Here is a 22,946-nt window from a genome sequence, read left to right on the forward strand (position 1 = left end):
ATCGGCTCCGCGGACGAGTGGGGGGACTCGTGGCCGCGAGGACTGATGTCCCGAGCCGCCGGATCGGAACTTAGGGGGGCTTTCGATCCGGCGTGAACGACTGTACCACAAGGAGGACAGACAGACGAGTCGGTCTGTCCGCAATTTCTGTACCCCTCTTCGAGTGACAGTCCGTGGGCCTGTGGAAACTGGGCGGTGGGCTCCGGAGCATCAGTAGGCTCGTCTGCGATGAACCAGCCAGTGCCACTGCCGCTCGGGGCCCCGGACACGTCCTTCCTGACGTCCGGAGGGGCCTTCGTCCGCCGCACCGTGCTGCCGTCGGGTGTCCGGGTGCTGACCGAAGCCGTGCCCGGTGCCGCTTCGACGAGCATCGGGTTCTGGGTCGGCGTCGGTTCGCGCGACGAACGCGACGGCCAGTTCGGATCGACCCACTTCCTCGAGCACCTGCTGTTCAAGGGCACCGAGACCCGGTCGGCGCTCGACATCGCGATCGCGTTCGACTCGGTCGGCGGCGAGCACAACGCCGCGACGGCCAAGGAGTACACCTGCTACTACGCACGGGTCCGGGACGCCGACGTCCCGATGGCCGTGCAGGTCATCGGTGACATGGTGACCGGCTCGGTGCTCGACCCGGAGGCGTTCGCCGTCGAGCGCGGCGTCATCCTCGAAGAACTCGCGATGGCCGCCGACGACCCGGCCGACGTCGCGGGTGAAGCGTTCTTCGCCGCGGCCTTCGGCGGACACGCGCTCGGCCGCCCGATCGGCGGGACCCCGGACAGCATCCGCGCGGTCCAGCGGGACGAGGTCCTGGCCCACTACCGCGAGCACTACGCACCGAACGGCATCGTCGTGACCGCCGCCGGTGCCGTCGACCACGACCGGTTCTGCGACGCGGTCGCCGCGGTGTTCCACGACGCCCCGCCCGCCGAGCCGCTCGCACGACGAACGCCACAGACCGTCGCCGACCCCATCGAGCCCAAGCTGTCGGTGGTCCACCGTCCGACGGAGCAGGTCAGCATGCTGCGCGGCTCGCAGGGACTCGACCTGCGCGACGACCGGCGGCCGTCCCTCAGCGTCCTGAACGCCGTGCTCGGCGGGGGCATGAGCTCCCGGCTCTTCCAAGAGGTCCGCGAGCGACGCGGCCTCGCCTACGCGGTGTCGTCCTTCGCGCCCGCCTACCTCGACAACGGCGCCTTCGGCGTCTACGCGGGCTGTGCGCCCGACAACGTCCCCGGGGTCATCGAGATCATCGACGCCGAGTTCCGCCGCATGGTGGACGACGGCATCACCGACGACGAGCTCCGCCGCGCCAAGGGCCAGATCGAGGGCGCCCTGACGCTCTCGCTCGAGGACTCCGACGCCCGGATGACCCGCCTCGGCCGGTCCGAGCTCGGCACCGGGGAGTACACCGACCTGTCGACCGCACTGGAGCGTGTCGACCGGGTCACCACCGACGGCGTGCTCGAACTCGCCCGCGACCTCCTGACCCGCCCGACGATCACGTCGGTGGTCGGGGCGGTGCAGCAGGACGAGCTCGCCGCAGCGATCGGGATGGGCAGCTGAGCACGGACATGTCGCACTACCTGTACCTCGTCCGGCACGGCGAACACCAGGACGCCGAGCACGGCCTCCGCGACGGCAAGCTGTCGGAACGCGGCAAGCGCCAGGCCATGCTCGTCGCCGACCGTCTCGGCGGGCTGCCGTTCGACGGTGTGTACCACTCCCCGTTGGAGGCCCCGAGCGAGACCGCCGCGTTCCTGGCGCAGCGACTGCCGTCGATCCAGCCCGAACCCTCAACGCTGCTGTTCGACTGCGTCCCCTCTGGCCCGACCCCGGACATGCCGCACGCCTACCAGGGCTGGTACGGCGGCGTCACGGAAGAGGAGATCATCGCCGGCCAGGCGCAGATGGGCGACGCCGTCTCCGAGTGGTTCACCCCGGCGCGCGAGGACCGGCACGACCTGCTCATCACCCACAACGCCGTGATCGGCTGGTTCGTGCGCGAGGCGTTCCAGGCACCCGAGTGGCGCTGGATGGGCACGAACGTCGCGCACACCGCGCTCACGATCATCCGGATCCGTTCCGCGAAGCCGGCCGAGGTGGTCGCCCTGAACGACCTGGCCCACCTGCCGGTGGAGCTCCGCACCGGGCTGCCGGTCGACCAGCCCGTCTAGCGGGAGACCGGCTTGCGGAACCAGGCGGTCGCGTTCGGGTTGTCGTTGAACGGCGCGACGCGCTCGTAACCCCGGCTGCGGTACATCGCGCCTGCGGCGACGAGCGAGTCGTTCGTGTCCAGCACGATGCTGGTCGCCCCCAGCGCGGCGCCTTCCCGTTCGAGCGCGTCCATCAGCGCCGTGGCCACGCCCTTGCCCCGTCCCGCCGGGGTGACGAAGACGTGCTTGACCTCGAACCGGACGTCCGTGGTGGTCGCGTCGGGGTCGTCCGCGATCCGCCGAAGGCCGCCGCAGCCGACCGCGACCCCGCCGTCGTACGCCACCGCGAAGACCCCGTTCGGCGGCGTGAACTCCGCCGCCGGGGTGCGCTTCCGCGAGTACGCGCCCTGCGCACTGGGGAACGTCGCCTCGCGCTCGTCGAGGTACGCGTCGAGCAGGACGTCGACCTCGGGCAGATCGGCCGGCACGGTCCTGACCTCGACTGACATGCGTCGATCCTAGGATGGACCGCATGGTCACTCCCGTCGCCGTCGTCGGCGCCACCGGTCGTCTCGGGGGCCTCGTGGCCTCCGTCGTCGAGGAACTCCCGGAGTTCGAGCTCGTCGCCCGCCTGTCGTCGAAGGACGGTGCCCACGAAGCACCGCCGTCGGTGTTCGGCGGTGCCGCGCTCGTCGTGGACGTGACGGTGCCGGCGCTCAGCCCCGCGATCGTCGAGAACGCGCTGTCGAGCGGGGCGAACGTCCTCGTCGGCACGTCCGGGTGGTCCGCCGACCGTCTCGCGAAGCTCCGTACCGCCCTGCAGGAGCGTCCCGACCAGGGCGTCCTCGTGGTGCCGAACTTCTCGATCGGGTCGGTGCTCGGCACTCACCTGGCCACCATCGCGGCGCCGTGGTTCCCCTCGGTCGAGATCGTCGAGACGCACCACGCCGGCAAGATCGACTCGCCGTCCGGCACCGCGGTGCGCACCGCCGAGCTCATCGCCGAGGCCCGTCGCGACGTCGGCCCGGTCGAGGCTCCGCACGTCGACCAGCGCGCCCGCGGCCAGCAGGTGGCGAGCGTGCCGATCCACTCGCTCCGGCTGCCCGGGGTGAAGGCCGTGCAGGACGTCCTGCTCAGCGGTCCCGGCGAGACCCTGACGATCCGGCACGACACCAACGACGACGTCGCCTACGTCGCCGGGATCCGTGCGGCGTTGTCCGCCCTCGGATCCGCCCGCGGGCTCACCGTGGGCCTCGGCAGCGTCCTCGGCATCGGCTGACCCGGTGGGACGTGCAGCGCGTGCCGGTAGCGCGATCCGGTCGCCGTTCTGGGGAGCAGCGCTGATGACCCTGCTGTTGGCGCTCTACATCGTGCTCGTCGGGCAGCGGGCCGTGGCGTTCATCGCCACCGGCATCCCGATCGGGATCGGCATCGGCGTCGCCCTGTTCGTCGTCGCCGCGATCGGGGCGCTGTTGCTCGTGCTCGAGTTCCGCTTCGGCATCCGGATCACCCGGCTCGGCTCCCGGCTCGAGGCCGAGGGCGGTGCACCGGAGGACGTCGTGCCCGTGCGTCCGTCCGGGCGTCCGACGCGCGAGGCCGCTGACGCGCTCTTCCCGCAGTACAAGGCCGCCGTCGAGCAGGACCCGGCGGACTGGCGCGCCTGGTACCGGCTCGGGGTCGTCTACGACGCCGCGGGGGACCGCAAGCGCGCTCGAGCCGCGATGCGCACGGCCCTGACGCGGTCGAGCTCCTGAGACCTGGTCAGAGGACCGCGTCGACGGCGTCCACCGCACGCGTGTACCGGAACGTGTAGCCGGACTCGAGCAGCTTCGTCGGCACCATCCGCTGACTCGACAGCAGCATCTCGTCGGCGGCGTCCTGCAGCGCGAGGCGCAGCGCGAACTCCGGGATCCGGAACAGGTACGGCCGGTGCAGGTCCTCGGCGACGCGCTTCGTGATGCGGTCGGCGACGACGGCTTCCGGCCCGGCGAGGTTGACCGGTCCGCTGACACCGGACGCCGACGGGCTCGTCGCCAGGTGCACGATCGCCCCGACCTCGTCCTCGAGCGCGATCCACGGCCAGTGCTGCCCGCCGGTGCCGAGGCGACCGCCGAGCCCTGCCCGGGTGAGCGGGATGAGGGGTGCGAGCGCGCCGCCGCCCTCGCCGATCACGATGCCCGTGCGCAGGGTCACCACACGGACGCCGTCCGGGGCAGCGTTCGCCGCGGCCTCCCACGCGGTGCAGACCTCGGCGAGGAACCCGGTGCCCGGGGCCGCGTCGTCCTGCAGGACGTCCGCCGGGCGGTCGCCGTACACGCCGGACGCCGATCCGGACAGGAACAGCGCCGGGGGAGTGCTGGCGTGCCGCATCGCCTCGACCAGGGTGTCGGTCGCGTCGACGCGGGAGCGCCGGATCTCCTCGCGGTACTTCGCGGTCCAGGGCAGCTTGCCGATGTTCGCCCCCGCCAGGTTGATCACCACGTCGGCACCGTCGACGATGGCCGGGTCGAGCGGCCGGCGACCCGGAGCCCAGCGGAACTCGGTGGCCGTGTGCGGCTCGCGCCGGACCAGCGTGGTCACGTGGTGGCCCGCCTCGCGCAGCGCGCGGACGAGCGGGGTGCCGATGAAGCCGGACGCGCCGGCGATCAGGATCGAGAGGGGCTCTGCCGCCGTGTCTGCCATGCCGGCAACGCTACTCATGCTGCCGGAGCCTTTCGCCGACGTAGGCTTCTGTGTGTGAGCGACAGCGAGACCGTGCAGCCCGACCCCACCGTGCCGACCCCGTACGAGGACCTGCTCCGCCGGGTCCTGACCGAGGGCACGCCGAAGGGTGACCGCACCGGCACCGGGACCCGCAGCCTGTTCGGCGCGCAGCTCCGCTACGACCTGTCGAAGGGCTTCCCGCTCGTGTCCACGAAGCGCGTGCACTTCAAGTCGATCGCGTACGAGCTGCTCTGGTTCCTGCGCGGCGACGGCAACGCCACCTGGCTGCAGGAGCACGGTGTCCGGATCTGGAACGAGTGGGCGGACGAGGACGGCGACCTCGGCCCCGTCTACGGCGTGCAGTGGCGCTCGTGGCCGACCCCGTCCGGCGAGCGCGTCGACCAGATCGCCCAGGTCATCGACCAGATCCGCACGAACCCGGACAGCCGCCGGCTCATCGTCTCGGCGTGGAACGTCGCCGAGATCCCGGACATGGCGCTCGCCCCGTGCCACGCGTTCTTCCAGTTCTACGTCAACGACGGCAAGCTCTCGTGCCAGCTCTACCAGCGGAGCGCCGACATGTTCCTCGGCGTCCCGTTCAACATCGCCTCCTACGCCCTGCTCACCCACATGATCGCCGCGCAGACCGGGCTCGAGGTCGGCGACTTCGTCTGGACCGGCGGCGACTGCCACGTCTACGACAACCACGTCGAGCAGGTCGAGGAGCAGCTGTCCCGCACGGCGTACGCCCTGCCGACGCTCGAGCTCGCGCCGCGCGACTCGATCGACGACTACGAGTACGAGGACTTCACCGTCGTCGGCTACCACCACCACCCGGCGATCAAGGGCGCGGTCGCCGTCTGATGATCGGCATGGTCTGGGCCCGGTCGACCGACGGGGTCATCGGGGCCGACGGCGGCATGCCGTGGCACGTGCCCGAGGACCTCGCGCACTTCAAGCAGGTCACCGGCGACGCCACGGTGCTCATGGGTCGTCGCACCTGGGAATCCCTGCCGGAACGCTTCCGCCCGCTGCCCGGTCGCCGGAACGTCGTGCTCACCCGTGACGCGTCCTGGACCGCCGACGGCGCCGAGGTCGTGCACGACCTCCGCGCTGCGCTCGACGGTGCCGACGGTGCCGACAGCCCCGTCTGGGTCATCGGCGGCGGCCAGGTCTACGCCGCGGCGCTGGACCGTGCCGACCGGGTGTCCGAGACCGTCATCGACGTCGACGTGCCCGGCGACACCGTCGCACCGACGCTCGGCGAGTCGGCCGGTTGGACGCTCACCGACGAGGGCCCGTGGCAGGTGTCCCGCACCGGGACCCGTTACCGCTTCCTCGAGTGGCGCCGCAGCAGCGCCTGAGCGTTCGGAACCAGGTTCCGGACACGGCACCGCGCGATCCCGTGGTGTGGTGTCCGGAACCTGGTTCCCACCGGGCGTGAGCGGCAGGACGGAGGCGATCCGGGCCTCCCGTCCGCGCCGCAGGCAGGCGACCGTCCGCCCGGACGGCGGCCATCGCGCCCATCCCCGGTACGCTGGTGCCCGTGTCCCCGCGTGAGAATCCCTTCGGTCAGGTCCTCGTCGCCCTCGTGACCCCGTTCACGGCCGACGGTGAGGTCGACTGGCCCGGCGTCGAGCAGCACATCGACGACTGCATCACGGCCGGCGCCGACGGCATCGTCGTCACCGGCACCACGGGCGAGACGAGCACCCTGACCGACCCCGAGAAGCTCCGTCTGGTCGAGGTCGGCAAGTCCGTCGCCGCGGGCCGCGCGAAGATCATCACGGGTGGCGGGTCGAACGAGACCGCGCACGCGATCCACCTGTACAAGCAGAGCGAGAAGGCCGGCGCGGACGGTGTGATGATCGTCACGCCGTACTACAACAAGCCGACCCAGTCGGGTGTGCTCACCCACTTCCGGATGATCGCCGACGCCACCGACCTGCCGGTGATCCTGTACGACATCCCGGGGCGCACCGGCATCCCGATCACGTACGAGACGATCGTGCGGGCGTCGCACCACCCGAACATCCTCGCCGTGAAGGACGCCAAGGGCGACTTCGCCGAGGTGTCCCGCGTGCTCAACAACACCGACCTCATGTACTTCTCCGGCGACGACACCAACGTGCTCCCGCACCTGTCGATCGGCGCCACGGGCCTGATCGGCGTCACCGCGAACATCACGAGCACGCCGTACCGCACCATCATCGACGCCGTGAACCGCGGCGACCTGGCGACCGCCACCGCCGAGCACAAGCGCGTCGAGCCCCTCGTCCGCGCCGTGATGACCCACGTGCCCGGCACTGTCGCGGCGAAGTACATCCTGCACGGGCTCGGCCGCATCGGCAGCCCGCGCGTCCGTCTGCCGCTCGTCGGCCCCGAGGACTCCGAGGCGTACGCCATCGAGACCTCGCTCGAAGCCGTGCGCGACGTGCCCGGCGCCGACTTCTCGAACTTCCGCCCCGACCGCAACGCTGCGGCCGGCGGCGCACTGCCAAAGGTGCCAGGCACCACCCGCTAGCGAACACCGCGGCGCGCTCCTCGCGCGTCGCCTGAATCCGTAGGACCGAATGCCCACACAAGTCTCCACACCGCAGCCGCTCGAACCCGGCACCCTCCGCGTCATCCCCATCGGGGGACTCGGCGAGATCGGTCGCAACATGACCGTCTACGAGTACGAGGGCAAGCTGCTCATCGTCGACGCCGGCGTGCTCTTCCCCGAGGAGCACCAGCCGGGGGTCGACCTGATCCTGCCGGACTTCGCGCCGATCCGTGACCGTCTCGACGACGTCCTCGGTGTCGTGCTCACGCACGGCCACGAGGACCACATCGGCGCCGTGCCGTACCTGCTGAAGCTCCGCGACGACATCCCGCTGATCGGCTCCACGCTGACCCTCGCGCTCGTCGAGGCGAAGCTCAAGGAACACCGGATCAAGCCGTACACGCTCGTCGTGGCCGAGGACCAGACCGAGCAGCTCGGCCCGTTCCACCTCGAGTTCGTGGCCGTGAACCACTCCATCCCGGACGCCCTCGCCGTCTCGATCACGACCCCCGCCGGTCGTGTCCTGCACACGGGTGACTTCAAGATGGACCAGCTCCCGCTGGACGACCGCATCACCGACCTCCGTGCGTTCGCGCGTCTGGGGGAGCAGGGCGTCGACCTGTTCCTGCCGGACTCGACCAACGCCGACGTGCCGGGCTTCACCGCTCCGGAGCGCGACATCGGCCCGGTCCTCGAGAACATCATCACGCGCGCCCGCAAGAAGGTCGTCGTGGCGAGCTTCTCGTCGCACGTGCACCGTGTGCAGCAGGTCCTCGACGCCGCCGCGGCCGCGAACCGCAAGGTCGCGTTCATGGGGCGCTCGATGATCCGCAACATGACCATCGCCGCCGACCTCGGCTACCTCCGCGTGCCCGAGAACGTCCTCATCGACACGAAGAAGGCGAAGAACGTCCCCGACGACCAGATCGTCTACATGTCGACGGGGTCGCAGGGCGAGCCGATGGCCGTGCTCGCGCGCATGGCGAACCTCGAGCACCAGATCGAGATCGGCGAGGGCGACACCGTCATCCTCGCCTCGTCGCTGATCCCGGGCAACGAGAACGCCGTGTACCGCGTCATCGACGGGCTGACGAAGCTCGGCGCGAAGGTCGTGCACAAGGGCAACGCCAAGGTGCACGTCTCCGGACACGCCTCGGCCGGCGAACTGCTCTACTGCTACAACATCCTGCGTCCGCGCAACGTCCTGCCCGTGCACGGCGAACACCGCCACCTGTACGCGAACGCCGACCTGGCGATCCAGACGGGTGTGCCGCCGCGCAACGTGATCCTCGGGCAGGACGGCATCGTCGTCGACCTGAAGGACGGCGTCGCGACGGTCGCCGGGCAGCTCGACATCGGCTACGTGTACGTCGACGGCTCGACCGTGGGCGAGATCACCGACGCCGACCTCAAGGACCGCCGCGTGCTGTCCGAAGAGGGCTTCATCTCGGTCTTCGCCGCGGTGGACTTCACCACCGGCCAGTGCGTCATCGGCCCGGAGATCCAGTCGCGCGGCTTCGCCGAGGACGACTCCGTGTTCGACGACGTCCGTCCCCAGATCGCCAAGGCGATCGCCGAGGCTGCCGCCAACGGCACGCGCGACTCGCACGCGTTCGCGCAGGTCGTCCGCCGCACGGTCGGTCGCTGGGTCAACACCAAGCACCGTCGTCGTCCGATGATCGTCCCGGTGGTCATCGAGGCGTAGCGCGTTCGCCGCGTCAGTCGCGTTCATCGCGGTCGACCGGGAGGCCCGTCCAGCGTCCGTCACGGATGCTGCGGCGGGCCTCCCTTGGTTTGTCCTGGGAGGGGATTAGGGTTCTGCCCATGGCCGGAGGCACCAAGTCGACCACGCGCTCGCGCGCGTCCACGTCGTCCCGTGGGAACGGGACGCGCGGTTCGTCGCGCACCCAGGCCACGACGAAGAAGCTGCCGCAAGCGGCACCGACACCGGTGTTCCGCGAGCAGAACCCGCTCGTGACGTTCTGGCTCGCGATGGCGCACGGCGTCGGCGCGATGTTCCGACTGCTCGGCAAGGAGTCCCTCGAGAAGGACCAGCGGCGTGACGGGTTCCCGTTCCTGCTGTTCGTGCTGGCCATCGCCGGTGCGGTCGTCGAGTGGCTCAACCCGACGAACGGGGTGTCGGTCGCCCTCGACGCGTACACGTTCGGCGGGCTGTTCGGCCGGTTGGCGTTCGCTCTGCCGGTGATCATGATCGTCTTCGCCGGATGGCTGTTCCGGCACCCGGCCTCGGTGCACGACAACACCCGGATCGGCATCGGCCTCGGGATCCTGCTCGTCGCGATCGCCTCGCTCTGCCACGTCTTCGGCGGGCAGCCGAGCGCAGCGGACGGCATGCCCGCCCTGGCTGCGGCCGGCGGTGTGCTCGGCTGGGTCGTGATCGGCTGGCTCGTCACGATCGCGACCGCCTGGGTCGCGGTCCCGGTGGCGATCGTGCTGCTCGTGCTCTCCCTCTTCATCATCACCAAGACGCCGCCGAACAAGGTCGGGCGTCGGCTGCACGAGCTCTACGCGTACCTGTTCGGAGCGCCGGCCCCGGCCGCCGAGCCCGAGGTCGAAGCGGCAGCAGCGGCACCCGCCGCCCGAACCAAGACGACCAAGCGCGGCAAGAAGGGCGACACCGACTTCCAGCTGTTCGACGACCTCGGCTTCGGCGAGGAGCAGGCCGCTGCCGACGGTGACGCCGGCGGCGACAACGTGCCGTGGTGGCGGCGGAACAAGTCCGGGCGCGAAGAGGACCCGGCGTACGACAGCCCCGTCCTGCCCCCGGCCACCGGTGTCGCACCGACGGCCCCGCCCGCCGCGGCGGCTGCACCCGCTGCCCCGGTGGGCAACCCGAACGCGGGCGCTGCGGCCGGTCTCGTGGACCTGACACCGGCCGAACCCGCGTCGGTCAACCTCAACGACTCCGTCGAACAGGACCTGCAGGTCGCCGAGCAGGCCCTGCGGGACTTCGGCACCGACGTCCCCGCGCCTCCGGAGCCGACCGCGGCGATCCGCCCCGCGGTGCCCGACGTGGTCGCGGCACCCCTCGTCGAGGACCCGGTCGTCGACGAGCCCGAGGAACTCTCCGCGGCGGCGACCGACGACGACCCGTCGAAGCCGTACCGCCTGCCGGCCGCCACCACCCTGAGCTCCGGCACCCCCTCGGTCGCTCGCAGCCAGGCGAACGACGACATCGTCGCCGCCATCACCGGCGTGCTGACGGAGTTCAAGGTCGACGCGAAGGTCACCGGGTTCTCCCGCGGTCCGACGGTCACCCGCTACGAGATCGAGCTCGGACCGGGCGTCAAGGTCGAGCGCGTCACGGCGCTGTCGAAGAACCTGTCCTACGCGGTGGCCTCCAACGAGGTCCGGATCCTCTCGCCGATCCCGGGCAAGAGCGCCATCGGCGTCGAGATCCCGAACTCCGACCGCGAGATCGTGTCCCTCGGCGACGTGCTGCGCTCGAACGCGGCGCGGAAGTCGAAGCACCCGATGACGATCGGCGTCGGCAAGGACGTCGAGGGCGGCTTCGTCGTCGCGAACCTGGCGAAGATGCCGCACCTGCTCGTCGCCGGTTCGACCGGTTCCGGCAAGTCGGTCTTCATCAACTCGATGATCACGTCGCTGCTCATGCGGGCGAAGCCGTCCGAGGTCCGCATGGTCCTGGTCGACCCGAAGCGCGTCGAGCTCTCGATCTACGCGGGTGTCCCGCACCTCATCACGCCCATCATCACGAACCCGAAGAAGGCGGCCGAAGCGCTGCAGTGGGTCGTGAAGGAGATGGACATGCGGTACGACGACCTGGCGTCGTTCGGGTTCCGCCACGTCGACGACTTCAACAAGGCGATCGAGAACAACGAGATCGTCCTACCCGCGGGCAGCGAGCGGAAGCTCAAGCCGTACCCGTACCTGCTCGTCGTCGTCGACGAGCTCGCGGACCTCATGCTCGTCGCCCCGCGCGACGTCGAGGAGTCGATCGTCCGCATCACCCAGCTCGCCCGTGCCGCCGGCATCCACCTGGTACTCGCGACGCAGCGTCCGTCGGTGGACGTCATCACCGGCCTGATCAAGGCGAACGTGCCGTCCCGCATCGCCTTCGCGGTGACGAGCGTCACGGACTCCCGTGTCATCCTCGACCAGCCCGGCGCGGACAAGCTCATCGGCCAGGGCGACGCGCTGTTCCTGCCGATGGGGTCGTCGAAGTCCCTGCGCGTGCAGGGAGCGTGGGTGCAGGAGCGCGAGGTCGCCGAGGTCGTCCAGCACGTCACCCGCCAGGCCCAGCCCGAGTACCGCCAGGACGTCCAGGCCGTGGTCGAGCGCAAGGAGATCGACGCCGACATCGGCGACGACCTCGAATTGCTGCTCGCGGCGGTCGAACAGGTCGTCTCGACGCAGTTCGGCTCGACCTCGATGCTGCAGCGCAAGCTCCGGGTCGGCTTCGCCAAGGCCGGTCGCCTGATGGACCTGATGGAGTCCCGCGACATCGTCGGTCCGTCCGAGGGCTCGAAGGCCCGCGACGTGCTCGTCACGACCGACCAGCTGCCCGCGGTGCTCGCGAAGCTCCGCGGCGAGGAGCCACCGGCTGCTCCGGCGCCCGTGGCCCCCGTCCCCGGCCCGAGCGACGACGGCGACCGCTACGGCGCCGACCCCGTGGGCGACATGACCCGCGGGTACGATGAAGTGCACGACGAGCCCGATGAGGACGCGTGGGGACTGACGGGCAGGGAGTGAAGGCGATGACCGCCTCGGACGGCACGGACACGACACACGGCGCGAAGTTCCCCTGGCGCGGGCGACTGCTCCGCAAGGGTCCCGGCCCCGCATCGACGGCGAACGTCGCGAACATCATCACCGTGGTGCGCATCCTGATGGCGCCGCTGTTCTTCGTGCTGTTCCTCACCGACGCCGGCAACGACGGCCCGCTGCGCATCTGGGCGGCGATCGTCTTCGTCGTCGCGATCGTGACCGACAGCGCCGACGGCATCATCGCCCGGCGGCAGAACCTGGTCACCGACTTCGGCAAGCTCGTCGACCCGATCGCCGACAAGGTCCTGATCGGTGGCGCGCTCGTCGCCCTGTCGATCCTGGCCGAGCTGCCCTGGTACGTGACGGTGCTCATCATGGTGCGCGAGATCGGCATCACGGTGTTCCGCTTCGCGGTGCTGTCGGACCGGGTGATCCCGGCCAGTCGTGGCGGCAAGATCAAGACCGTGCTGCAGGCCGTCGCCCTGACGTCGGCACTCTTCCCGTGGTGGGAGCTCGTCGGTGACTGGGCGCACTGGGTGAACGTGGTGCTGATGAGCGCCGCCTTCCTGGCGACCGTGCTCAGCGGCATCGACTACCTGTACCAGGCGTGGAAGCACAACCGGACCACCGCGTGACACAGGCCGACGACGCGACCGGCGCCGCGCCTCCCGGCCCTGTCGACACGGTCGACGCGATCGCGCGGGACCTGGTCGCCGACCTGACGCGTCGCGGTGAGACCGTCGCCGTGGCGGAGTCGCTCACCGGCGGGTTGGTGGTATCGACGCTCGTCGGTGTTCCGGGGGCGAGCGCCGTGGTGCGCGGGGGAGTCGTGGCCTACGCGACGCCCGTCAAGCACACCGTGCTCGGGGTGTCGTCGGCGTTGCTGGCGGCCAACGGGGCCGTCGATCCCGAGGTCGCGCGGCAGATGGCGGCCGGTGTCCGCATCGCGCTGTCCGTCGACGGTGAGCCGGCGACGTGGGGAATCAGCACGACCGGTGTCGCCGGGCCGGACCCGCAGGACGGCAAGCCGGTCGGCACCGTCTACGTCGGCATCGCTTCGGCGGACGGCGCCACTGCCTGGGAACTCCACCTCGACGGGGACCGCGGTGCAATCCGCACGGCGTCCGTCTCCGAACTCCTGACACGGATGTCGTCCGTGGTCCGGGGCCGGGAATAGGTCCCGTTTCCACTGGGTTACATCTCACGCAATCTCCAGCAGGACGGCAGCCAGCCTGGTTAGCATGCTTCAACCGGCAACGCTAAAGTTGCTGAACCCGAACTCGATCCTCCGGATCGGGCGGGCGCGGAGACGACAGAGAGGAGGAGTTCTCATGGTTCTCGTTCGTCAGGAAATCGGCGATGTGCTTCGGGACTTCCGCTTGCAGAAGGGCCGGACCCTCCGTCAGGTCGCGTCCAAGGCCAGTGTGGCTCTCGGGTACCTCAGTGAGGTCGAGCGTGGTCAGAAAGAGGCCAGCTCGGAGATCCTCGCGTCCGTCGCGGACGCGCTGGACACCCCCATCTCCACGATCATGCGCGAGGTGGGCGACCGCCTCGCGATCGTCGAGGGACTCACTCCCGTCCCCGACACGCTCCCGGACGACCTCGTCGCCGAGTTCGACAACGACCTCGCGGTGCGCTGAGCGCCTCGCACTGAACGCCCCCGCCGGAACCTCCCGGTGGGGGCGTTCTGCGTCCGGGGACGCTTTAGGCTTGTCGGATGCGGGTGAGTGAGTTCTGGCGTGCCGTCGACCAGGTGTTCGGCGAGGCCTACGGGTCCGTGGTCAGCCGTGACGTCGTGCTCGAGGACCTCGGTGGCCGCTCGGCCGTGGACGCCCTCGCCGCCGGCATCGACGCCCGCCGGGTGTGGGATGCCCTCTGTGACTCGCAGGACGTCCCGCTGGACCGGCGGCACGGCAAGGGGTTGGCCGAGCCGCAGAACTGAAGCGGCAGCGCTCAGTCGCGCCGCCGCCACCGCCCGAAACTGTGTTCGGCGTGTTGCTCGAACGGGTGTTCGATCGGTGGTACGTTCCTCCACAGCGGCGTCGCCCGGGTGTTCCATCCACAGATCGCGTGACCGTCGGCAGTGATGTCGGTGGCCAGCCATAGGTTGATGGACATCGGGAACAGCCCGAAGCCTTGTCGCAGAACCATCGGCCTTGCACCACCGGCCGGCGTGGACGCGACAGCCTACAGGCGGCCGAACACGAGCACGAAGGAGCACCCCATGCCATCACCGGCAGACCGCGAAAAGGCCCTCGAGACCGCACTCGCACAGATCGACAGGCAGTTCGGCAAGGGTGCGATCATGCGCCTCGGTTCGGACGAACGCGCACCCGTCAACGTCATCCAGACCGGGTCGGTGGCGCTCGACGTCGCGCTCGGCATCGGCGGACTGCCCCGCGGCCGCATCGTCGAGATCTACGGCCCGGAGTCCTCGGGCAAGACGACCCTCACCATCCACGCCATCGCCAACGCCCAGCGCGCCGGTGGCATCGCGGCCTTCATCGACGCCGAGCACGCGCTCGACCCGGAGTACGCCAAGAAGCTCGGTGTCGACATCGACGCCCTGCTCGTGTCGCAACCGGACACCGCCGAGCAGGCGCTCGAGATCGCGGACATGCTCGTCCGCTCGGGCTCGATCGACCTCATCGTGATCGACTCGGTCGCAGCACTGGTGCCGCGCGCCGAGATCGAGGGCGAGATGGGCGACTCCCACGTCGGTCTGCAGGCCCGCCTCATGTCCCAGGCGCTGCGCAAGCTCGCCGGCGGGCTGAACCAGACGCAGACCACGATGATCTTCATCAACCAGTTGCGCGAGAAGATCGGTGTGTTCTTCGGTTCCCCGGAGACCACCTCGGGTGGTAAGGCACTGAAGTTCTACGCGTCCGTCCGCCTCGACATCCGTCGCATCGAGACGCTCAAGAGCGGCACCGACGCGGTGGGCAACCGCACGCGTGTCAAGGTCGTCAAGAACAAGATGGCGCCGCCCTTCAAGCAGGCCGAGTTCGACATCTTGTACGGCGTCGGCATCTCGCGCGAAGGCTCGCTCCTCGACTTCGGTGTCGACCACGGCATCGTCAAGAAGTCGGGTGCCTGGTACACCTACGACGGCGACCAGCTCGGGCAGGGCAAGGAGAACTCGCGTTCCTTCCTGATCCAGAACCCCGACACCGCGGCTGAGATCGAGGGCAAGATCCTCGCCAAGCTCGGCGTCGGTGGCGCCAAGGCGGAAGAGGCTCCGGTCGAGTCGATCGCGCCGAAGCTCGCGGAGCGCAAGGGCGCGTGAGCACCGACCACGACGACGACGGCCTCGCACCGGTCACCGACCTGTTCGGTGCGAGGTCCCGTCGCCGGGCCCCGGCAGCTGCGGAGCCCACCCCCGAACCCGAGCAGACGGTGCCCAGCATTCCGGAGCCCGTGCTCGAGGACGATGCGGACACCCCCGTCCCGTTGCCCATCCGCGGGCCGCGTGCACAGGCCGACTGGGTCTCGCCGGTCATCGGCGACGGTTCCGGCCGGACCGCGCGGGCCGAGCAGGACGGCTACGACGACGACGGGGCGGACGCCACGACGGCGTCGGTCTTCTCGATCGCCGGTGGCGAAGAACTCGACCCTGCGGATGCTCCGCGTCCCCTGGACGAGCAACGCGCCGACGCCGAGCGGCTCAGCATGCGGGCGCTCGGCCGCAAGGGCGTGAGCGAGTCCGAGATGCGGACACTGCTCACCCAGCAGGACCTCGACCCCGACGTGGTCGAGCACGAGATCGAACGCCTGACCCGCGTCGGGCTGCTCGACGACGTCGCCCTCGCCACCGACCTGGTGGACCGCTTGCACGCCAGCAAGGGTCTGGGGCGGCAGGGCGTGATCACCGAGTTGCGTCGTCGTGGAATCGACCAGATCGCGATCGACACCGCGCTCGACGAAGCCGCCGACGACGAGGACGACGAGTTCATCCGCGCCCAGGAGCTCGCCGACAAGCGTGCGCCGCAGATGCGTGGGCTCGACCGTGCGACCGCCGAGCGTCGGTTGTCGGGGTTCCTGATGCGCAAGGGCTACGGCTCGGGCGTGGTGCGGATCGCCGTTCAGCGGGCCCTCGACGGCGGCGGACGCCGTCCTCCGACGGGCCGCGGGACCGTGCGCTTCGAGTAGTCGCCCCGACCTACACTGGGACGACCATGGCCACCGTCGCAGCGCGCCAGCGCACCTACGAAGTCCGCACCTACGGGTGCCAGATGAACGTGCACGACTCCGAGCGGCTGAGCGGGTCGCTGCAGGCGGCGGGCTACACGGCCGCGGACGGCGAGCAGGCCGACGTCGTCGTGATCAACACCTGTGCGGTGCGCGAGAACGCGGACAACCGTCTGTACGGCAACCTCGGGCAGCTCGCGGGCATCAAGCGCGACCACCCGGGCATGCAGATCGCCGTCGGTGGGTGCCTCGCGCAGAAGGACAAGAACGTCATCCTCGAGAAGGCGCCGTGGGTGGACGTGGTCTTCGGCACGCACAACATGGGCTCGTTGCCGACGCTGCTCGAACGTGCGCGGCACAACGACGAGGCGCAGATCGAGATCCTCGAAGCGCTCGACGTGTTCCCGTCGACGCTGCCGACCAAGCGTGACTCGACCCACAGCGGTTGGGTGTCGATCTCGGTCGGGTGCAACAACACGTGCACGTTCTGCATCGTCCCGTCGCTCCGCGGCAAGGAGAAGGACCGCCGCCCGGGTGACGTCCTCGCCGAGATCCAGGCGCTCGTCGACGACGGTGCGATCGAGGTCACGCTGCTCGGGCAGAACGTGAACTCGTACGGGGTCGAGTTCGGCGACCGTCAGGCGTTCGGCAAGCTGCTGCGCGCGGCCGGCGCCATCGACGGCCTCGAGCGCATCCGCTTCACGAGCCCGCACCCGGCAGCTTTCACCGACGACGTCATCGACGCCATGGCCGAGACCCCGAACGTCATGCCGCAGCTGCACATGCCGTTGCAGTCCGGGTCCGACCGGGTCCTCAAGGCCATGCGGCGGAGCTACCGGAGCGAGCGGTTCCTCGGCATCCTCGACCGGGTGCGCGCCAAGATCCCGAACGCGGCGATCTCGACCGACATCATCGTCGGGTTCCCCGGCGAGACGGAAGAGGACTTCGCGGACACCCTCCGCGTCGTCGAGCAGGCACGGTTCGCCAGCGCCTTCACGTTCCAGTACTCGATCCGTCCCGGCACCCCGGCAGCGACGATGGACGACCAGCTGCCGAAGCACGTCGTGCAGGAGCGGTACGAGCGGCTCGTCGCGCTGCAGGAACGCATCACCGCGGAAGAGAACGCCGCGCAGGTCGGCCGGAGCGTCGAGGTCCTCGTCGCGACGGGCGAGGGGCGGAAGGACGACGCCACACGCCGGTTGTCCGGACGCGCCGAGGACTCGCGGCTCGTGCACTTCGCCGTGCCGGAGGGCTCCGCGCTCCCGCGACCCGGCGACGTCGTGACGGTCGAGATCACCCGAGCGGCCCCGCACTTCCTGATCGCCGACGACGACGCTCCACTGCGCATCCGACGCACCCGAGCGGGCGACGCCTGGGACCGCGCCGAGGCCGAGAGCTGCGGCGTGCCGACCCCGGCGGCGCCCGGCGACGGTCCGCGCCCGGTGTCGCTCGGGCTGCCCACGCTCCGTGTCGGGCGCTGACGCCCCCGTCGGGGACGGCCCCGAGCGCGACCCGGCCCAGCACCGCGGGCTCGATGCCTCCCACGCTGATCTGATCGCCGTCGTCGGGGCGACCGGAACGGGCAAGTCCGACCTCGGGATCGCGATCGCCGAAAGCCTCCGCGCCGCCGGCCGGAACGCCGAGATCGTCAACGCGGACGCCATGCAGCTGTACCGGGGCATGGACATCGGCACCGCCAAGCTGTCGTTCGACGAACGGCACGGCATCCCGCACCACGAACTCGACGTGCTCGACGTCACCGACGAGGCGAGCGTCGCCGCGTACCAGGTGGCTGCCCGAGCCGACGTGGACCGGATCCAGGCGGACGGCGGCGTCGCCGTGCTCGTCGGCGGCAGCGGGCTCTACGTGTCCTCCGTCCTGTTCGACCTGGCGTTCCCCGGCACCGACCCGGAACTCCGCGCGCAGCTCGAGCGCGAGCACGACGAGCTCGGTCCGGGCATCCTGCTCGAGCGGCTCCGCGGCCTGGACCCGGCGGCCGCAGCGACGATCGATGCACGCAACCCACGGCGGTTGATCCGGGCACTCGAGATCGCGAGCCGGTCCGAGGTCGTGACCCCGAGCCTCCCGTCCGCGCCCCGCGCCTGGCGACCGTCCCGCATCCTGCACCTGCGACGGGATCGTGAGCAGCTGGTCGCGGCGCTGCACGCGCGTGCGGCGGGGATGTTCGCCGCCGGACTCGTCGACGAGGTCGCGGCTCTGCGCGAGCAGGGCATCGAGCAAGGGAAGACCGCGCGGGCCGCGATCGGGTACTCGCAGGCGCTCGACGTGCTGCGGGGGACCTCCACGATCGAGGCCGCGGTCGAGGCGACCGGCATCGCGACGCGCAAGTACGCCCGACGGCAGGTGTCCTGGTTCCGCCGCTACACCGACGCCGAGACCCTCGACGTCACCGGGGCCGACCGCGGGGACCTGTCGGAACTGGCCCGTAGGATCGTCCCGTGACCGAGCTGCACTTCACCAAGGGCCAGGGGACCGGCAACGACTTCGTCCTGTTCGCCGACCCCGACGCCACCGTCGACCTGACCCCCGAGCGGATCCGTGCGATCGCGGACCGACGCTTCGGCGTGGGCGGCGACGGCGTGATCCGTGCGGTGCGGTCCGAATCGATCCCCGAAGGACGCGCCCTGGTGGCCGTCGAACCCGCGGCGACGTGGTTCATGGACTACCACAACGCCGACGGCACGGTCGCCGAGATGTGCGGCAACGGGATCCGGGTGTTCGCGCGGTACCTGACCGAGTCCGGCCTGGTCGAGCTCGCACCCGGCGAGACCCTGACCGTCGGCAGCCGCAAGGGCCTGGTCGACATCCAGCGGACCACGAACGGCTTCGCTGCCGACCTCGGCCGGTGGGGGCTGGGCATCGAGGACGGCGGCTCGGACGACGTCATGGTGCGCGCCAAGAACCTCGACGGCGCCCGGCCCGGCATCGGCATCGACGTCGGCAACCCGCACGTCGTAGTCGCCGTCGCGACCGAGGACGAACTCGCCGACCTCGACCTGACCTTCCTGCCCGTGCTCGACCCGGCGCCCGAGCACGGCGCCAACGTCGAGTTCGTGCTGCCCGGCGACCCCCTGATCAACGACGGCGTCGGCGAGATCACGATGCGGGTGCACGAGCGGGGCAGTGGCGAGACGCTGTCGTGCGGCACCGGTGCGGTGGCTGCGGCCCTCGCGACGCGGTACTGGGTGGGCTCCGGTGCGCCGGACACCTGGCGCGTGCGGGTTCCCGGTGGCGTCGTGACGGTGCGGATGTTCGCGGCGGAGGACGGCGAGCACGTGTCGCTGTCCGGGCCCGCCGAGCTCGTGTTCTCCGGCGACCTGACGGTCTGACGCGGGGCGCGGGGGCCGCGGGCCGCGGGGCGGGGGCCGCGCGGGCCGCGGGTCGGGCTTCGCTTCGTGAGCAGAAATGGTCGGGTGCGCTGCGGCGACTCGACCATTTCTGCTCACGAAGTGGCGCGGGCGCGCAGCGCGCGCCCGGCGCGGCCCGGCCGGGCGGCGCGCGCGGCGCCCGGCGCCGCGCGCCCGCCTACGCCGTCCGGCGCACCCGGATGACGCGGAACCCCTTGTCGGTGGACGCCCGCGCGACGTGGAACCCGGCCCCGAGCGCACCGACGAGCCACTTCTGCAACGAGTCACCCCCGAGGTCCTTCGAGACCACGAGCCAGGCGTCGCCCTCGACCTCGAGCCGGGGCAGCCACGTCAGCAGGATCTCGTGGAGTTCGTCCTTGCCGACGCGGATCGGCGGGTTCGACCAGATCGTCCGGAACCGCAGGTCGTCCGGGACGTCGTCGGGCAGGGCGATGGTGACGTTCGACGCACCCGCGGCCTCGGCGTTGGCCCGCGCCAACCCGAGCACCCGTTCGTTGACGTCGACGCCCCACACCGCCGCGTCGGGGGAGTGCAGCGCCATCGTGATCGCGATCGGGCCCCAGCCGCAGCCGACGTCGAGCAGCGCGCCGTCGTGCGCGGGCGGCGGGACGGAACCGAGCAGCACACGGGTGCCGCGGTCGAGGCCGTCCGGGCTGAAGACCCCTGCTGCCGTGGTCAGCGTGAGCGACCGGCCGGCGAGGGTGACGTCGATCTGGCGTTCGCGGGTGTCCGATGACGGGTTCGCGGAGAAGTAGTGGTCGTTCGCCATGGATGAACCGTAGCGGGAACCCGGTGTGTCCGAGGCCCGCCGGAGGTACCCTGTGGACAGGATGACGGATACCCATCAGCAGAACGACCAGACCAACGACGACAGCGCAGACGGTGTCGTCGAACGGGTGTTGCGCAACGCCGACCGCCGCGCAGCATCGTCCATCTTCGCCCCCGCCCAGGCGATCCAGACCCGCTCGGTCGACGAGCACGGGTGGGACGGCGACGGCGACCAGTACGACCGTGAGGACCGGGCGGCCCTGCGCCGCGTCGCCGGCCTCTCCACCGAGCTCGAGGACGTCACCGAGGTCGAGTACCGCCAGCTGCGGCTCGAGCAGGTCGTCCTGATCGGCGTGTACCCGCACGGTGACGCCCAGGACGCCGAGAACTCCCTGCGGGAGCTGTCCGCCCTGGCCGAGACGGCCGGCGCGGTGGTCCTCGACGGACTCCTCCAGCGTCGACCGAACCCCGACCCGGCGACCTACCTCGGCAAGGGCAAGGCGGAAGAGCTCGCGATGGTCGTCAAGGCCACCGGCGCCGACACGGTGATCGCGGACACCGAGCTCGCCCCGTCGCAGCGCCGCGCGCTCGAGGACGTCGTGAAGGTCAAGGTCATCGACCGCACGGCCGTGATCCTCGACATCTTCAGCCAGCACGCGAAGACCCGAGAGGGCAAGGCCCAGGTCGAGCTCGCGCAGCTCCAGTACCTGCTGCCACGACTGCGCGGCTGGGGTGACTCGATGTCCCGGCAGGCCGGTGGTCAGGTCTCCGGCGGTGCGGGCATGGGTTCGCGTGGTCCCGGTGAGACGAAGATCGAGCTCGACCGACGTCGCATCCACACCCGCATGTCGAAGCTCCGCCGCCAGATCGCCGGGTTCCGTCCTGCGCGCGAGGCGAAGCGTGCCGACCGTCACCGCAACGAGGTGCCGAGCGTCGCGATCGCCGGTTACACGAACGCGGGCAAGTCCTCGCTCCTGAACCGTCTGACGAGCGCCGGCGTGCTGGTGCAGAACCAGCTGTTCGCGACGCTGGACGCCACGGTCCGCCGGACCGAGAGCACCAAGGGCCGCGAGTTCACCTTCGTGGACACGGTCGGCTTCGTCCGGAACCTGCCGCACCAGCTGGTCGAGGCGTTCCGCTCCACCCTCGAGGAGGTCGGCGAGGCCGACGTCATCGTGCACGTGGTCGACGGCTCGCACCCCGACCCCGGGGCCCAGCTCGCGACGGTGCGCGGGGTCATCGGCGACGTCGGCGCGCACGACATCCCCGAGATCGTCGTGTTCAACAAGGCCGACCTGATCGACGACGCACAGCGCCTCGTCCTGATCGGGCTCGCGTCGGACGCCGTCTTCGTGTCGGCCCGGACCGGCGAGGGCATCCCGGAGCTGCTCCGCACCATCGAGGAGCGCCTGCCGGAGCCCGACGTCGAGCTCACGGTGGTCGTGCCCTACGACCGCGGTGACCTCGTCTCCACGCTGCACGACGCCGGCGCGGTCGACTCCGTCGACTACGTCGAGGACGGCACCCGCCTGCGCGTGCGCGTCTTCCAGCGCCAGGTCGCGGAGCTCGATCCGTACGTGGTCGCCCCCGTCACGTCCTGACACCCGGTACCGGCTGACGGCCGGGAGGCCCGCCCCACGTCCGTCGTGCGGGTGCGCTCCGGCCGCGGTTCCGTTCAGCGCCGCACAACCCAAATCGGCTCGGACCACGAGATCTCGTGGTTCGAGCCGATTTCGGTTGTGCTCCGGTCAGTGCCCGGCGTGCTTCAGAGGGAGCGGAGGACCGCGACGACCTTGCCGAGCACCGAGGCCGCGTCGCCGAGGATCGGCTCGAACGCGGTGTTGCGCGGGAGCAGCCACGTGTGGCCGTCGCGCTGGCGGAAGACCTTGACGGTCGCCTCTTCGTCGAGCATCGCGGCGACGATGTCACCGTTCTCGGCGGTCTGCTGCGCACGGACGACCACCCAGTCGCCGTCGCAGATCGCGGCGTCGATCATCGACTCGCCGACGACCTTGAGCATGAAGAGGTCGCCCGAGCCGACGAGCTGCCGGGGCAGCGGGACGATCTCGTCGACGTGCTGCTCCGCCGTGATCGGGACACCGGCGGCGATCCGGCCGACCAGCGGCACGAGGGTGGTGGCGTCGACGTCGGGCCCGGTGACGTCCGGCGTGGGCTCGTCGACCAGGACCTCGAGCGCACGGGGACGGTTCGGGTCGCGGCGGATCCAGCCACCGAGCTCGAGCTGGCCGAGCTGGTGGGACACGCTCGACAGCGAGGAGAGCCCGGCTGCGTCGCCGATCTCGCGCATGCTCGGCGGGTAGCCCCGCGAGGCGATGGACGCGCGGATGGCGTCGAGGATCGTCTGCTGCTTCGCGGTCAGCGGCTTCTGGCCCCGCAGTTCGTCCACCACGTCGTCTCGCTTTCGTCGGTGCTGAGCGGCCGTGGCGGGAA

At 70.6% G+C, this 22,946-nt stretch carries 23 protein-coding genes; 19 read left to right on the forward strand and 4 right to left on the reverse strand.

The features are described from left to right. Positions 1 to 228: 228 nt before the first annotated feature. Entirely contained in the window at positions 229 to 1,563 is a 1,335-nt protein-coding gene (locus ACIPV1_RS11750) for a pitrilysin family protein (protein WP_123938811.1), read from the forward strand. Between the two features lie 8 nt (positions 1,564 to 1,571). Next, entirely contained in the window at positions 1,572 to 2,174 is a 603-nt protein-coding gene (locus tag ACIPV1_RS11755) for a histidine phosphatase family protein (RefSeq protein ID WP_111084585.1), read from the forward strand. Here ACIPV1_RS11755 and ACIPV1_RS11760 read toward each other — a convergent pair. Beyond that, positions 2,171 to 2,662: a GNAT family N-acetyltransferase gene (locus tag ACIPV1_RS11760; RefSeq protein ID WP_402726421.1), complete on the reverse strand. Its 492-nt coding sequence runs from the start codon at positions 2,660 to 2,662 to the stop codon at positions 2,171 to 2,173. The two genes, ACIPV1_RS11755 and ACIPV1_RS11760, sit on opposite strands and share 4 nt — an antisense overlap. A gap of 23 nt (positions 2,663 to 2,685) precedes the next feature. Here ACIPV1_RS11760 and ACIPV1_RS11765 point away from each other — a divergent pair, with 23 nt between their 5' ends. Then, positions 2,686 to 3,432 carry a 4-hydroxy-tetrahydrodipicolinate reductase gene (locus ACIPV1_RS11765; RefSeq protein ID WP_228505012.1) on the forward strand — a complete coding sequence of 249 codons (747 nt, stop codon included), beginning with the start codon at positions 2,686 to 2,688 and terminating at the stop codon, positions 3,430 to 3,432. 4 nt (positions 3,433 to 3,436) lie between these two features. Continuing rightward, positions 3,437 to 3,907 (forward strand): tetratricopeptide repeat protein, encoded by a 471-nt coding sequence (locus ACIPV1_RS11770; RefSeq protein WP_402726422.1) that lies wholly within the window; start codon positions 3,437 to 3,439, stop codon positions 3,905 to 3,907. Between the two features lie 7 nt (positions 3,908 to 3,914). Here the strand turns inward: ACIPV1_RS11770 and ACIPV1_RS11775 are convergent, their stop codons facing one another. Then, positions 3,915 to 4,835 carry a TIGR01777 family oxidoreductase gene (locus ACIPV1_RS11775; RefSeq protein ID WP_402726423.1) on the reverse strand — a complete coding sequence of 307 codons (921 nt, stop codon included), beginning with the start codon at positions 4,833 to 4,835 and terminating at the stop codon, positions 3,915 to 3,917. A 54-nt stretch (positions 4,836 to 4,889) separates the two neighbouring features. On the opposite strand from ACIPV1_RS11775, the gene ACIPV1_RS11780 reads away from it, so the two are divergent. The 14 genes from ACIPV1_RS11780 to dapF all read left to right on the forward strand — a co-directional run bounded on the left by ACIPV1_RS11780 (position 4,890) and on the right by dapF (position 19,688). Beyond that, on the forward strand, positions 4,890 to 5,720 hold the full coding sequence (locus ACIPV1_RS11780; protein WP_402726424.1) for a thymidylate synthase: 831 nt from the start codon (positions 4,890 to 4,892) through the stop codon (positions 5,718 to 5,720). Further along, positions 5,720 to 6,220: a dihydrofolate reductase gene (locus tag ACIPV1_RS11785; protein ID WP_123938807.1), complete on the forward strand. Its 501-nt coding sequence runs from the start codon at positions 5,720 to 5,722 to the stop codon at positions 6,218 to 6,220. The genes ACIPV1_RS11780 and ACIPV1_RS11785 overlap by 1 nt, the downstream gene beginning before the upstream one ends. Before the next feature lie 182 nt (positions 6,221 to 6,402). Continuing rightward, positions 6,403 to 7,380, forward strand: coding sequence for a 4-hydroxy-tetrahydrodipicolinate synthase (dapA, locus tag ACIPV1_RS11790; protein WP_111084638.1), 978 nt, complete (start codon positions 6,403 to 6,405; stop codon positions 7,378 to 7,380). A gap of 49 nt (positions 7,381 to 7,429) precedes the next feature. Next, the gene (locus tag ACIPV1_RS11795; RefSeq protein WP_111084591.1) at positions 7,430 to 9,106 is read left to right on the forward strand and encodes a ribonuclease J; all 1,677 of its coding nucleotides are present in this window, start codon (positions 7,430 to 7,432) and stop codon (positions 9,104 to 9,106) included. A 119-nt stretch (positions 9,107 to 9,225) separates the two neighbouring features. Further along, positions 9,226 to 12,135 (forward strand): DNA translocase FtsK, encoded by a 2,910-nt coding sequence (locus tag ACIPV1_RS11800; RefSeq protein WP_402726425.1) that lies wholly within the window; start codon positions 9,226 to 9,228, stop codon positions 12,133 to 12,135. 5 nt (positions 12,136 to 12,140) lie between these two features. Beyond that, the gene (pgsA, locus tag ACIPV1_RS11805) at positions 12,141 to 12,785 is read left to right on the forward strand and encodes a CDP-diacylglycerol--glycerol-3-phosphate 3-phosphatidyltransferase (RefSeq protein WP_402726426.1); all 645 of its coding nucleotides are present in this window, start codon (positions 12,141 to 12,143) and stop codon (positions 12,783 to 12,785) included. Beyond that, positions 12,782 to 13,327, forward strand: coding sequence for a CinA family protein (locus tag ACIPV1_RS11810; RefSeq protein WP_235035934.1), 546 nt, complete (start codon positions 12,782 to 12,784; stop codon positions 13,325 to 13,327). Before pgsA ends, ACIPV1_RS11810 begins: the two co-directional genes overlap by 4 nt. A 154-nt stretch (positions 13,328 to 13,481) precedes the next feature. Next, positions 13,482 to 13,790, forward strand: coding sequence for a helix-turn-helix domain-containing protein (locus tag ACIPV1_RS11815; RefSeq protein WP_027464765.1), 309 nt, complete (start codon positions 13,482 to 13,484; stop codon positions 13,788 to 13,790). Positions 13,791 to 13,867: 77 nt separating this feature from the next. Then, positions 13,868 to 14,092: a DUF3046 domain-containing protein gene (locus ACIPV1_RS11820; protein WP_111084594.1), complete on the forward strand. Its 225-nt coding sequence runs from the start codon at positions 13,868 to 13,870 to the stop codon at positions 14,090 to 14,092. Positions 14,093 to 14,374: 282 nt separating this feature from the next. After that, positions 14,375 to 15,436: a recombinase RecA gene (recA, locus tag ACIPV1_RS11825; protein ID WP_111084595.1), complete on the forward strand. Its 1,062-nt coding sequence runs from the start codon at positions 14,375 to 14,377 to the stop codon at positions 15,434 to 15,436. Continuing rightward, the gene (locus tag ACIPV1_RS11830) at positions 15,433 to 16,299 is read left to right on the forward strand and encodes a regulatory protein RecX (RefSeq protein WP_402726427.1); all 867 of its coding nucleotides are present in this window, start codon (positions 15,433 to 15,435) and stop codon (positions 16,297 to 16,299) included. The genes recA and ACIPV1_RS11830 overlap by 4 nt, the downstream gene beginning before the upstream one ends. Positions 16,300 to 16,325: 26 nt before the next feature. Next, a complete protein-coding gene (gene miaB, locus ACIPV1_RS11835; RefSeq protein WP_402726428.1) occupies positions 16,326 to 17,819 on the forward strand; it encodes a tRNA (N6-isopentenyl adenosine(37)-C2)-methylthiotransferase MiaB in 1,494 nt (497 codons plus the stop codon). Positions 17,820 to 17,889: 70 nt separating this feature from the next. Next, the gene (gene miaA / locus ACIPV1_RS11840; RefSeq protein WP_402726469.1) at positions 17,890 to 18,801 is read left to right on the forward strand and encodes a tRNA (adenosine(37)-N6)-dimethylallyltransferase MiaA; all 912 of its coding nucleotides are present in this window, start codon (positions 17,890 to 17,892) and stop codon (positions 18,799 to 18,801) included. After that, a complete protein-coding gene (gene dapF / locus ACIPV1_RS11845; protein ID WP_123293905.1) occupies positions 18,798 to 19,688 on the forward strand; it encodes a diaminopimelate epimerase in 891 nt (296 codons plus the stop codon). The genes miaA and dapF overlap by 4 nt, the downstream gene beginning before the upstream one ends. Positions 19,689 to 19,884: 196 nt before the next feature. On the opposite strand, the gene ACIPV1_RS11850 is transcribed toward dapF, so the two are convergent. Continuing rightward, positions 19,885 to 20,496 (reverse strand): class I SAM-dependent methyltransferase, encoded by a 612-nt coding sequence (locus tag ACIPV1_RS11850; protein ID WP_123938802.1) that lies wholly within the window; start codon positions 20,494 to 20,496, stop codon positions 19,885 to 19,887. A 61-nt stretch (positions 20,497 to 20,557) separates the two neighbouring features. Here ACIPV1_RS11850 and hflX point away from each other — a divergent pair, with 61 nt between their 5' ends. Then, the gene (gene hflX, locus ACIPV1_RS11855; RefSeq protein WP_123938801.1) at positions 20,558 to 22,096 is read left to right on the forward strand and encodes a GTPase HflX; all 1,539 of its coding nucleotides are present in this window, start codon (positions 20,558 to 20,560) and stop codon (positions 22,094 to 22,096) included. A 164-nt stretch (positions 22,097 to 22,260) separates the two neighbouring features. On the opposite strand, the gene lexA is transcribed toward hflX, so the two are convergent. Then, complete coding sequence (lexA, locus tag ACIPV1_RS11860) at positions 22,261 to 22,905, reverse strand: transcriptional repressor LexA (RefSeq protein WP_123293903.1); 645 nt, start codon at positions 22,903 to 22,905, stop codon at positions 22,261 to 22,263. Between the last annotated feature and the right edge of the window lie 41 nt (positions 22,906 to 22,946).

The sequence above is a fragment of the Curtobacterium sp. NPDC089991 genome, from assembly GCF_044748425.1.
Lineage (GTDB): Bacteria > Actinomycetota > Actinomycetes > Actinomycetales > Microbacteriaceae > Curtobacterium.